This is a genomic window from Methylotuvimicrobium buryatense 5G, from assembly GCF_000341735.1.
Lineage (GTDB): Bacteria > Pseudomonadota > Gammaproteobacteria > Methylococcales > Methylomonadaceae > Methylotuvimicrobium > Methylotuvimicrobium buryatense.
The window spans coordinates 3,774,223-3,786,892 of record NZ_KB455575.1 but is presented as its reverse complement, the minus strand read 5'-3'; the positions used below and the strand labels follow the sequence as shown (position 1 = coordinate 3,786,892).

Annotated in this window: 10 protein-coding genes; 7 read left to right on the top strand and 3 right to left on the bottom strand. The window is 52.5% G+C overall.

What is annotated here, in order from left to right:
- Window position 1: 1 nt before the first annotated feature.
- From METBU_RS0117095 to METBU_RS0117070, 6 genes are all read left to right on the top strand, one after another.
- Complete coding sequence (locus tag METBU_RS0117095) at window positions 2-670, top strand: F0F1 ATP synthase subunit A (RefSeq protein WP_017841784.1); 669 nt, start codon at window positions 2-4, stop codon at window positions 668-670.
- A 278-nt stretch (window positions 671-948) separates the two neighbouring features.
- Complete coding sequence (locus tag METBU_RS0117090) at window positions 949-1,230, top strand: F0F1 ATP synthase subunit C (RefSeq protein ID WP_017841783.1); 282 nt, start codon at window positions 949-951, stop codon at window positions 1,228-1,230.
- A gap of 4 nt (window positions 1,231-1,234) precedes the next feature.
- Window positions 1,235-2,035, top strand: coding sequence for a F0F1 ATP synthase subunit B family protein (locus tag METBU_RS24540; protein ID WP_017841782.1), 801 nt, complete (start codon window positions 1,235-1,237; stop codon window positions 2,033-2,035).
- Complete coding sequence (locus METBU_RS0117080; protein WP_017841781.1) at window positions 2,025-3,548, top strand: alternate F1F0 ATPase, F1 subunit alpha; 1,524 nt, start codon at window positions 2,025-2,027, stop codon at window positions 3,546-3,548. The genes METBU_RS24540 and METBU_RS0117080 overlap by 11 nt, the downstream gene beginning before the upstream one ends.
- Complete coding sequence (locus tag METBU_RS0117075; protein ID WP_017841780.1) at window positions 3,545-4,450, top strand: F0F1 ATP synthase subunit gamma; 906 nt, start codon at window positions 3,545-3,547, stop codon at window positions 4,448-4,450. The genes METBU_RS0117080 and METBU_RS0117075 overlap by 4 nt, the downstream gene beginning before the upstream one ends.
- Before the next feature lie 478 nt (window positions 4,451-4,928).
- The gene (locus METBU_RS0117070; protein ID WP_014150155.1) at window positions 4,929-5,342 is read left to right on the top strand and encodes a Dabb family protein; all 414 of its coding nucleotides are present in this window, start codon (window positions 4,929-4,931) and stop codon (window positions 5,340-5,342) included.
- An 88-nt stretch (window positions 5,343-5,430) separates the two neighbouring features.
- Here METBU_RS0117070 and METBU_RS24535 read toward each other — a convergent pair whose 3' ends face one another.
- Window positions 5,431-9,519 (bottom strand): hypothetical protein, encoded by a 4,089-nt coding sequence (locus tag METBU_RS24535; RefSeq protein ID WP_017841779.1) that lies wholly within the window; start codon window positions 9,517-9,519, stop codon window positions 5,431-5,433.
- Between the two features lie 84 nt (window positions 9,520-9,603).
- Window positions 9,604-10,956 carry a UDP-N-acetylmuramate:L-alanyl-gamma-D-glutamyl-meso-diaminopimelate ligase gene (gene mpl / locus METBU_RS0117060; protein ID WP_040575339.1) on the bottom strand — a complete coding sequence of 451 codons (1,353 nt, stop codon included), beginning with the start codon at window positions 10,954-10,956 and terminating at the stop codon, window positions 9,604-9,606.
- Window positions 10,957-11,104: 148 nt separating this feature from the next.
- Between mpl and METBU_RS0117055 the strand changes: the two genes are divergently transcribed.
- On the top strand, window positions 11,105-12,199 hold the full coding sequence (locus METBU_RS0117055; RefSeq protein ID WP_026130287.1) for an alkene reductase: 1,095 nt from the start codon (window positions 11,105-11,107) through the stop codon (window positions 12,197-12,199).
- Here the strand turns inward: METBU_RS0117055 and METBU_RS28200 are convergent.
- Complete coding sequence (locus METBU_RS28200) at window positions 12,188-12,361, bottom strand: hypothetical protein (protein WP_017841776.1); 174 nt, start codon at window positions 12,359-12,361, stop codon at window positions 12,188-12,190. The genes METBU_RS0117055 and METBU_RS28200 overlap by 12 nt on opposite strands.
- Window positions 12,362-12,670: the final 309 nt, after the last annotated feature.

Here is a 12,670-nt window from a genome sequence, read left to right as displayed (position 1 = left end):
CATGCGTTTGAGTTCAGATCAAATCATTTTTTGGCAATACGGTTTTCTTAAGCTTAACGGCACGATCGTGACGACTTGGGCTATTATGCTAGTGTTGGTTGTCGGTGCGATTCTGATCACTCGAAACCTAACCAGAAGCCTAGAAAATAAACGCTGGCAGAGTGTTCTGGAAGTCATCGTCATTACCCTGAATCAACAAATCGAGGAGGTCGGCCTGAAGCGACCGGAAAAATACCTCGGGTTTCTGGGTACCTTATTTCTGTTTATCGTCACCGCCAATCTGTTTGCGATTTTACCCGGCTATGAACCGCCGACCGGTTCGTTATCGACCACGGCAGCATTGGCCATCGCCGTTTTCATAGCCGTGCCGTTTTACGGTATTGCCGAGCAAGGCTTTGGCGGTTATTTAAAGTCCTACTTAAAGCCGACGCTGATTATGTTGCCGTTCAATATCATCGGTGAATTATCCCGCACCTTGGCATTGGCCGTGCGTCTGTTCGGCAATATGATGAGCGGTACGATGATTGTCGCGATATTGTTAGTTGTGACACCCTTGTTTTTTCCGATTATCATGAATGCATTAGGTCTACTAACCGGCATCGTGCAAGCCTATATCTTTACGATACTGGCGACAGTGTATATTGCTGCGGCCACCCGCCGTCATGATTGACGACATGCGCAGGTAAAGTATGCATCGCGTACCCATTACGGGACAAATTATACCCATCGTAGATCAAAATTCGGCACCGGGGGCCCGCCAAAGGACGCCGTAAATACGTCCATGTAGGCTCTATGCCAGCATCCATGCTGGCAAAGCCTTTGTCAGGCACCCCGGTGCCTCCTTAGGCACTGCCTAAATTTGAAGTGCGAAAGGTATCGCCGGGATACCTTTGCAAAGGCTGCGCAGCATACCTTACAAAACTAACATCAAAAATTAGAGGAGTCATTATGGATATTATCGCTTACATTGCCGTCGCATCGATCATGACCGCTGGCTTTACCATCTGTATTGGGAGTATTGGGCCAGCTTTGGGTGAAGGAAAAGCGGTTGCAGCCGCATTAACGGCATTGGCGCAACAACCTGATGCTGCGGCAACAATTACCCGAACGCTGTTTGTTGGTCTGGCCATGGTCGAATCGACCGCCATTTATTGTTTTGTCGTGTCGATGATTCTGGTCTTCGCCAATCCTTTTTGGAATTATGTGATAGCCCAGACAGCGGGGCAGTAAAGCCATGCTAATCGACTGGTTCACCGTTTTCGCTCAACTTGTCAACTTCTTGATTTTGATGGCTTTGTTGAAGCGCTTTCTTTATAAGCCCATCATGCAGGCGCTGACCGATCGCGAAAACAAAATTGCCGGACAGCTGGAAGAAGCCCGAAAAATAAAGGCCTCTGCCGAACGAGAACGCATCGAATATGTCGACAAAATTGAACGTTTCGAGCAGCAGCGCGAGAGCCTTTTGAAACAAGTACATGATGATGCGGCTCACGAACGCGAAAAACTGATTAAGGCGGCAAGAATTGAAGCCGATGAGCTTCGTTCCGCCTGGCAGCAAGCGCTAAAAAACGAGCAAAATCGCTTACACCGGGAACTCATGCGAAATACCCGGGAGGAAGTTTTTGCCATCAGCCGTAAAACGTTAGCCGATTTGGCTTCGGTGAGCCTGGAGCAGCGTATTTGCGAAGCCTTTCTCCAACGTCTGCACACGCTCGACGACTCCGAAAAAAATCGGCTTAGCGATGCGATCCAAGAGTCATCGAGTCCAATCCAGGTCCGTAGCGTTTTCGCTCTAATGCCGGAACAGCAAAGCGCCATCAAACAAGCCGTCAACGACGTATTTACGGTCAATGCCCCGATTGAATTCGATATCGATGCCGATCAAATCAGCGGCATCGAACTGAGTTCGAATGGCCGGAAACTATCTTGGAATATCGCAGAATACCTGCAAGACTTTGAGAGCAGTATAGATCGGACACTAACGGCCAAAAGCGTATCTCAGAGCCATTCCGGACCCGATGCTCATGCCGTCTGATCAGTTAGCAAGCGTTCTGGAGCGCGCCTTCGAGAACATCAAACAGGCTCGTGAAACCTATAGCCCGCAAATGACCTTGCAAGAGGTGGGCACGATCACAACCGTGTCTACCGGCATCGCCAAAGTGTCCGGATTGCCGGGCGTGGGTTTTGAAGAGTTGGTCAGGTTTCCGAACGATTTATACGGCATTGCCTTCAATGTCGAAGAGGATGAAACCGGCGTCGTTCTACTCGGCGATTATTGGCATTTACAGGCCGGCGATGAAGTCGAACGCACCGGCCGGGTGATGGATGTGCCGGTGGGCACAGGGCTCATTGGACGCGTGATCGACCCGCTAGGTCATGCCATGGACGGAAAAGGACCGCTCGATTTTAGCGAGCGCCGTCCCATCGAGCGCGAAGCGCCTGCGATCATGGACCGGTCTCCGGTGACCGTACCGCTGCAAACCGGCATTAAAGTCATCGACGCATTGATCCCGATCGGTCGAGGTCAGCGCGAACTGATCCTGGGCGATCGGCAAATCGGCAAAACCTCCATTGCGATCAACACGATACTTAATCAGCGCGATCAAAATGTCCTATGTGTTTATTGCGCGATCGGCCAACGGGCTTCGGCCGTGTCCCAAGTGATCGCCACCTTGCAGGAAAAAGGCGCGATGGATTATACGGTGGTCGTGGTCACAGGCGGCCACCGCCCATCCGGTCTAGCCTATATCGCGCCTTATGCGGCGACCAGCATAGCCGAATATTTCATGGAACAAGGCCGTGACGTACTGATCGTTTATGACGACTTAACCAATCATGCCCGCGCTTACCGCGAGCTTTCATTATTGTTGCGGCGACCGCCGGGACGCGAAGCTTTTCCCGGGGATATTTTTTATATTCATTCCCGATTATTGGAGCGCGCGACACATTTGCATGACGATCTCGGCGGCGGCTCATTGACCGCGCTGCCGATCATCGAAACCGAAGCGCAGAATCTGTCCGCCTATATTCCGACCAATCTGATTTCGATTACCGACGGCCAGATTTATTTGTCGCCGGCCTTGTTCGAATTAGGCGTATTGCCGGCCATCGATGTGGGCAAGTCGGTATCGCGGGTGGGCGGCAAGGCACAGCGCCCCGCCTACCGTTCCGTTGCGGGCGACCTGAAGCTGGCTTACGCGCAATTCGAAGAATTGGAAACCTTTGCCCGTTTCGGCACCCGTCTCGATGAACATACCCGCAAGACGATCGAACACGGACGTCGTATCCGCACCTGCCTTAAACAACCGGAATTCGAAACGTTTTCGGTAGCCGAACAAATAGCGGTTTTACTGGCATTGACAGAAGGCTTGTTCGATACCGTACCGCTGGACCGAATGCCCGAGGCTGAGCTCGCGGTTCGCGATGCATCACGGGAGCTGCCCGAAGCGCTACGGCAAAGTCTATTGTCGGACGAACCTTTGAGCGACTCGAACCGCGGCGCTATCGTTGAACTCGCCGGCAAGGCACTGGCGCCGATGCAAAAATGACCGATACGCCGAACGAATTGCGCCGTAAAATTGAAGGCGCGGGCGATCTGAAAAGTGTCGTGCGGACGATGAAGGCGCTGGCCGCTTCCAGCATCGTTCAATACGAAGAAGCCGTACGTTCATTGGAGGATTACGCCCGCACCGTCGAACTGGCGTTGACGGCGAGTCTCAAGCCGATGGGCGTAGGCGCCTATGGCGAAACCACGCGGCGCAAAGCCGAGGATCGGATCGGCGTGATCGTTTTAGGCACCGATCAAGGCTTGGTCGGACAGTTCAATGATGTGTTGGTCGAATTCGCGATCAAGCGACTTCAAGAATTAGCGGGCGAGCAAATCATCTGGACCGTTGGCGAACGCATTCACGGGCATCTGCTCGACTCGGGATTGGAGGTAAGCAGAGTATTTGCGACGCCCAATTCGGTGGCTGCCATTACACCGTTGATCGGCCAACTGTTGCTCGAAACCGAAACCCGGCAACTAAGCCATGAAAGTTCGCTTTATCTTTTCCATAACCGGCCTAAATCGGAGATCGGCGCCGTCTATGAGCCGGTCTGTCTGCGTCTGTTGCCCCTGGATTCCGCGTGGCGGCTCAAGTTTGTCAAGGCGGCTTGGCCGACCGATAATCTTCCGGAAACGGTCGGCGATTACGATGGGACGCTGAGAGCCCTGATCCGGGAGTATCTCTTCGTTTCGATGTACAGAGCCTGCGCCGAGTCGCTCGCCGGCGAAAACGCCAGTCGCCTGGCGGCGATGCAACGGGCCGAAAAGAATATCGACGAACTGTTGGATGACCTCGGCCGAACCTTCAATCAGACACGCCAGCGAAGTATCGACGAGGAATTGTTCGATGTCATTTCCGGTTATGAATCGATGTCTAAAAAAGCCGATTCGGGCAAAAGGTAAGGTACGACAACATACCCTGTCAAAAACTTGCCTATAAACCTAAAAAGGGTAGTTTGAGGCTTCAAAGTGTTGTAGCCCCTCCATGCTTCGACTGGGCTCAGCACGAACGGTCTACAACACATGCCAATTGCTCTTATTAGGCTTATAGTTTCTTGTCGGGTTTAAAACGGCAACAACAAAAACCGCCGTGATTCATCATGCCGGTTCCCGCTTCATGACGGATAGATTAAGGATTTGGTCATAAATAACTTCCTTATTGTTAATGCAAGGTAAGCAGGTTCGGTAACTCGATTGGCAGGTGTCGGCGGCAAGGAAAGCCGCCGTCAAGCCTACACGGACGTATTCACGGCGTCCTGTCAAGCGAGTTACCGAACCCGCTACAAAACTCATAGCTCCAGGAAGTTATTTTTCACGAAATCCTAACCGGCTTTTACCATTCTGCGATCGACCATCGCCTTAATTCCGAGGAGGAAACAAAATGAAATTAGCGAAACCGCTTTCACTCTTAATGATATTGGCCGCATTGAGTTCGGCCGCAGGCGCAAAGGAACAAGCAACCGATCCCAGTGAGCAGCGCAAGGCTCATCATGTGGTGATTATCTGGCTGAAACAACACGGCGATGAAAACGCGCGTCGTCAATACATCGAGGGCACCAAACGCCTGGCCAAGCTACCCGGAGTGCTCGCCTACAACATCGGCACGCCTACCGCCGTCAAACGTAAACATGGCAGTCACTCGCTCGACGGTTCCTACGATATCGCGATCTCCAGCACCTTCGAGAACCAGCAAGCGCTGGAAAATTATTTGAATCACCCGGTCCATGATCAAGTCCTTAAAGAAGTCTTGAAACCCTTGGTCGAAAAATACAAGGCTTACGATTTCATCGAATGATCTTGAGCCGCGATGAGTCGGCGTGGTTCGAATTTAATATCCGGCAAAACATGAGGGACGGTATTACAAGCGCCGTCCCACTCACTACTTACTGCTTACCGTTCTCCTCCCGATGTCCTAAATCCAACGGCGATTCCAGCTTAACGATGTCCTTTTTCCACAGCCCATTCGACGAGAAACAAGTCCAGCCCCATTTCAGCCAGTTTAATAATGCAACTGCAAGCCAGAGCGACCAGGCCAACATCAGCAGGCGGTAGACCATCAGCGGAACCGATACGACGGTTGCGGTCGGCAGTAACTCGGCGCTTCTGTCCTGGTACCAATTCAGACGGTAGGCGCTCGATTGGTTACCGGTAATCTGCATGTCCGGCGTGCCTAGGAGCCCTTGTTCGACGGCCCAGAATAGCAACATCAACGACAACAACGTCAAAAGCCCGAGACCGACTTGCGCGGCATTGAAGGTCTTGGTCGATTGCGCCGGCCGTTCTTTGCGAAGCCCCAATGCGATCAGCCAGAGCACAACGATCAGTGCCGACAACACCGGTATTTGACTCAAGCCGATCAACAGCAACAGCCAGTGCCGGGTTTTCAGTGGCGTCAATGTGACTTTGCCCAGGCCGAACGAGACGATCACGATCACCACCAGCACGCCCCAGATTAACACCGCCGGTCCGAAACGCGGCCCCATCGTCATCAGAACCCAGCGATCCTCGCCCAACGTGACGTGTATGTTGCTGTTGACGCTCGGCAAGGCCAAGTCGACTCGGGACGACTCTAGCAGGCTCGACATCGGTACCGACTCCTGCCAGTTCAAGACGACTTGCTGTTTGCCCGGATCGATCGGCAATACCACTTCACGGTCTTTTTGCCGGATCGGGCGGGATTGGCCGTTGATCGTGACCGCCTCCAATACGGCCTGCTCGGGGATTTGAATCGTATGTTGCACGGCGAGCGAGCTATCCACAGCAAGCTCCAATTGCGCATTACGGCTGCGGCTTCCCGGAGTCAAATTCAAGCGACTGCTCTCAATCGTCAGCGTTTGGCCTGGTGCAGGTTCGGGTCGGCTTACCGTCAACACGATTTGCTCACCGGGCCAAGGCCGCCATTCGGGCAGCCAATAACCGCGTTTATCTTGATGCATCATTGCGATGCCTGCCGTTTCGATATGCCAAACCGGACTCACATCGGCACGCCAGACTTCGATCCATTGGTCGGTTTGTTCGGCACTCAATTCAATGTGTTCCGTTTTTTTCAGCACCGATTCCCAGTGCATGACGCTTTGCGTAGCGGTCATATTGACCAAAGCCTTGCCCTTTTCGACACGTACGCCGCCGGTAATCACCGATTCCCCGTCAAGCAGCGGTACGGCCAAGACGATTGAAGAACCGGATGGCGAGACTCTGACGACGCGGGTCTCGACGCGCCAATCCAAGCCTAATTGTAAAGTCCGTTCAATTCTAACGAACGACGGCAAGATGCCCGGATCGAATGCGGCTTTTTCCGTTACTGCTTCGGTTTGTGCTATTCGGGAAAACTGGAGTTGATCGTCGGTCAAGCCGTTTTCATGAACGCCGAAAACCTGCCAATCGCTGACTGCCAATTCGGCGCGCTTCGGTTTCAATGGCAACGGCACGGTAAATTTTGCCATTGCCGGCGCTGTGCCTTTCATCACGACCCGATGCAAACCTGCGTCGAGAGCAAGCCATAAGCCGTTATTGAAGCTGTACAGCGCTTTTGCCGGTTCGCCGTCTATGCTGACCGTATTCGGAAACCATTGCTCGTAGTGTCCCGGCAACGGCACCGCGACTTTGTCCCGTGCGTGTACTTCCAAATCGATCGTCAATTCCTTGCCGGAAATCGTAAATCTCATCAGCGAAATGCCGGCACAATTCGGCACGCAATCAGGTGCTTTCTGCAGCCGGTTTTTCAATTCGTCGAGCAATACAGGGTCGGGAAACGCTGCTTGTACCGGTGTACTTGGCGTCATCATCAATAGCGGCAGACCCAGTATGACCAATAGACTTGCTGCCGAACGATTGAATTTGAAGTGTTTCGGCAAGCGTTCGATCATCGCGATCGCCAAAAACGCAATCAAGCCGACTCTCAGAAAATTCAGGAGCATTGTCACGAACGGCGACAGATACCATAAGCTGATTTGCTGGTCGGGAGCTACCGATCCGTTCCAGCTCAAATTGATTGTTTGCCATTGCCATTGCGGCAAACCGGGGCCGGTTTGGATTTTTGCATTCGGATCGGTACGTTCGGAAAGCCGTTTTTGCGGTACGGCAGAAGGCACGGCTTTCGCGACGATGCCGGCGGCGCTTCGCGCCTTTTTACGAACCGTATCCAGCGACGGCGCTTCCATCATCATCAATTCATCCGCCGCTTCAGGCATCGCGCCGGCAACGGGACGCTCGTAACGAGGGCCTTGAATCTGTTGCCACGGTTTTTCCAATTGCGGATAGAGTCCGATGCGCACCTGATCGACCATAAACGGTATCGCAATCAACACCAATACAGCTAAGGCGACATTACGGAAAGCGCCGGCCACGTTGCGGAACCGCCCTTCCGGTAACACTTTCAATAAAGCCACCGCCGCCAGTATATTGAGCCAAACCCATTGAGGCGCCCCCGGTTCATGCCAGATCAATACCAAGGTCAGTAAAGTCAATGCGCCGCGATAAACATCCCATAGCCGCAACGCCGCGAGTGCCGCTACCAGTACTAAAAACAAATCGAGCAAGGTCCAACGCGACAACCAGGAATCCGGCACATTATCGACACCGCCGGCGGCAAGTAAGCGCCAGCCGGGCGGCAGGTTCAGTTCGGCGTGAACTTGATGAAAAGATTGCGCCCAGCCGACTGCGTTCAATGCTCCGGGCGATCCATCGATTCGGCTATCGGCATCCAGCCGAATGACGCCCTTTCTGATCTCGACGCCTCGGCTTTGCCCGTCAGGCGCGCGCGTAATCAATTGGTTTGTACCATCCAGGCTAACGCGCCCGAGCTCGACGCCAGGCAATGCATCGAGTCGCCATCCTTGCGATAAGGTCCCGGTGATTTTGTCGTTGACGGTATATCCTTTACCGTTGAAATCGAGCCATAGAATTCGGGTCAAATTCAGGTTGTTAGGTTCTCCGTCCGGGTCGCCACGACGAATCGTTTTCAGGACTAAGCTCTCGCCTTGTTTAATCGCGTATGCTGGGAAGCGCTTCCAATGTTCGGGCAAATTGGTTTGGCTCGGATCGATTGCAGCCGGACGCTCGATTTCGACGACACGCAAAGACGGTCGGGCATCGAAAACCCAAATTTCGGATTTCGGCCAATCGTCCGGCTGATCGGATAAAGGTTCGGATATAGGAATTGAGTTGAGCGCCTCGGTACTACGCGCCAGGATGTCAAGCTGCCAACGTCCGGGTCGGACTTGTACCAATAACTGACCGTCCGGTTCCAATCGGGCAGGCAGAGGACTATCGATGCGTAGCGGCAGAAAGCCTTCCAGCATCGGATAAGCTAACTTGACTTCGCGCTGTTCGCCCGACACATTCAAATCCAATCGCGTGAGGACTTGCATCGGTATCTCGTCGATCAGTTGCCGGAATACCTGAAGTTCCAAGCTATTGCGTTCATCGGGTTTTACGGGGCGGTCGTCGGTTCCGGTAAGCCACAATTGGCCTTGTTTCAGGTTGGGTCGGTCGATGATTCGGCCGTTTATGCGGAGAGTGATGAGGCCTGTGTCCTGCGGGATCGTTAAGTTTTCGGGCAATTTATCCCAAGCAAAAGCACCCTCAATCGTGTAAGTGCCGGGTTCGAGAAAAACGCTTGGACGTCCCTTTTTTTCCGTAACCAATAGCGGCTTACCGTTAGCCGTTACATTGAGCGGCCATTGTTTGTCATGGCCGGGCAAATTGACCCAGCTTTCCCGGTACGCATTCCAATCGATCGTAAAGCGGCCTTCGGTGCCGCTAAGCACTAAGTCCAATCGCGACGGCCAGGCGCAGCGCTTCTGTTCGAAACTGTTATAGAGAAACGGACAACCTCGCTCCGTATCGTCGTGCAGGACCCAATCGATCCAGGGCTTGAGCGGTTCGGGAACATTTTCCGGTTTGAGCGGCTCGGCCCAACAGGGAAAGGCAAGCCATAATAAGGGCAATAGTAAACACCGAACTCTGAGCATAATCTGAACTCCTGTCGATAAAGGGCGAGGAAAACAATTGCTAAAGCATGCGTTTTGTCTCTTAAGGTACGCGCGTTGCGCTTCCTATCTCAACTCTTGCTGTAAGCGCGTATAAATGCCGCCGAAACTGCCGTTGCTCATCAATACGAAGTGACCGCCGTAACGGGCTTCCAATTTGAGCTTGGCGATGATGTCGTCGAGAGTTTTACAGATTTCGATATTGCCGGCGTAATTTTTTAGACCGCTTAAGTCCCAGCCCAGGTTTTCCGGTTGGAATAGAATGGCTTGATCGGCTTCAACCAGCGATTTAGCCAGCGATTTGGTATGAATGCCCATGCGCATCGTATTCGAGCGAGGCTCGACGATCGCGATGATGCGTTCGGAACCGACTTGCTTGCGTAAACCTTCTAAGGTTGTTTTGATCGCGGTCGGATGATGCGCAAAGTCATCGTAAATCGTTATACCGTCGATTTTGGCCAAGACTTCCATGCGCCGTTTGACATTCTTGAACTCGCCTAATGCCGCAATCGCATCCTTAGGCGTAATGCCGATATGGCGTGCCGCTGCAATCGCGGACAGCGCATTGCCGACATTGTGATTGCCGGTCAAATTCCAAAGCACCTCGCCCTGCTCCGCTCCATGATAATTAATCTTGAATCGAGTGCCGTCCGAATTGAGCAATTCGGCATTCCAGGCCGACCGGCCTTCGATCGAAGTCTTTTCGACCGGCGTCCAACAGCCCATGTCTAACACATCGCTTATATTCTCGTCGGCTTCGGGTGCGATCACGAGACCTTCGCCAGGCACGGTTCTGAGCAAATGGTGAAATTGTTTTTTGATCGCATCGAGGTCTGGAAAGATGTCGGCATGATCGTATTCGAGATTGTTCAGGATCGCGGTTCTCGGCCGATAATGCACGAATTTCGAGCGCTTGTCGAAAAATGCGCAGTCGTATTCGTCGGCTTCGATCACGAAGAACGACGATTCGCCTAGCCGGGCCGATATGCCGAAGTTGAGCGGAATGCCGCCGATCAGAAAGCCTGGTTTGAAGCCTTGATATTCCAATATCCAGCTCAGCATGCTGGTCGTCGTGGTTTTGCCGTGCGTGCCTGCGACACCGAGCACCCAGCGCTCGGCGAGCACATGTTCGGCGAGCCATTGCGGGCCGGAAACGTATTTCAAGCCGCGATTCAAGACTGCTTCGACTTCCGGATTACCGCGAGACAGCGCATTGCCGATCACCACCAAATCGGGCTTGCAATCGAGATTTTCGGGCCGGTAACCGCTCATCAATTCGATACCTTGCTGTTCGAGCTGAGTGCTCATCGGCGGATAGACATTCTGATCGGAGCCGGTGACTCTATAACCCATTTCGCGCGCGATAAGCGCCAGGCCGCCCATGAACGTTCCGCAGATGCCCAGTATGTGTATGTGCAAAGTCTTATCCTTTTACGAAAACAATGTGATGTCCGGTACAATCATAGCCGTAGCGATTCTTTTTGCAAAACCCAATTTTCCGATTCAATGGGATCACTGGAAAGTTGAGTTCACCCCAATTTCCCGTAACACCTCAAGAGCAGAAAAAATGACTTCCGAAGATATTTTATTTACCCCCGTAAAAATAGGCAGATATACACTGAAAAACCGCATCATTATGGCGCCACTGACCCGAAGCCGCGCGCAGCAACCCGGAGATATTCCCTGGGAGTTGAATGCCGACTATTACCGGCAGCGAGCCGGTGCCGGATTGATTATCTCGGAAGCCACGCATATTTCGCCGCAAGGTAAGGGCTATGCCTTCACTCCGGGTATTTATAGCGCCGCGCAAATTGACGGCTGGCGCAAAATAACCGATGCGGTACATGAAGAGGGAGGATTAATTTTTTTGCAACTCTGGCATGTCGGTCGCGTTTCGCATCCCGACCTGCAACCGGGCCATGCTTTGCCGGTCGCGCCTTCGGCTATCGGTATCGAAGGCATGGCATTTACCGAGGCAGGTTTGAAACCCTTTGTTACGCCTAGAGCGTTGGAGTTGTTGGAAATACCGAGCATTATCGACCAATACCGCATCGCAGCCGAAAATGCGTTGACTGCCGGGTTCGACGGCGTTGAGATCCATGCCGCGAACGGTTATTTGCTGGATCAATTTCTGAGGGACGGTTCCAATCATCGAACCGATGCTTACGGCGGCAACATCGATAACAGAATGCGCCTATTGCTTGAAGTCACCGAAGCAGTCGTAGGTACGGTCGGCGCCGACCGTACCGGTTTGCGTTTGTCCCCGACCAATGCCTTCAACAGCATGAGCGACAGCGATCCGCAATGTCACTTTAATTATGCGGCCGAACAATTGAACCGTTTCGATTTGGCCTATTTGCATATTGTCGAACGCATGGTTCCGATCGAGGAAGATACCGCCGAATTCGATTTTGCCGCGTTGCGGCGGCATTTCAACGGGCCTTATATCGCCAACGGCGGCTATGACGCGGATAGTTCACGAAACAGTATTGCCCGAAATTTATGCGACACGGTTGCTTTCGGCAAGCTTTACATCGCCAATCCTGACTTGACCGAACGCTTTCGCCTAAATGCGTCTCTCAACAAGCCCGACCCCGATACCTTTTACGGCGGCGATGAAAAAGGTTATACCGATTATCCGGCCTTGACTTCAGTCGACTAAAGCGATTTCATGCTCGTCCAGTTCCGAGCGGTATGACCAATATGCCTTTTCGCTCTTATCCGCCTCGGAACCGTTTTTCTCATCGCCCAAGGTACTTAAATAATCCGAACTCAAACCCGGATAAAAACTGATGCAGACTTCGTCCAATTCGTTAAATATCATGCTTTTTGCTCTCATCTCAATTCAGCTTGCATGATAAGCGCGGAATTTTACATTTATGTGACAACGCTGAAACAAATAATCGGGTTTTGATGTATTTATGAAATAATACTGGGATTTTTGTTATCAAGACGGACAGGGCGCCAAGTTTATTCGAATCATCCTAAATTCGGCAGTTTATCCATGAAGCGCATGAAGTCTTTCAACCTAAAAAGAGCAGTAATACCATTCGTCCTAAGCCCTTCGGCTACGCTCAGGAGAGTCCTATCGAAGGGCGAACGGTAGTTTGAGGCTTCACACCAAGCCGGTGAA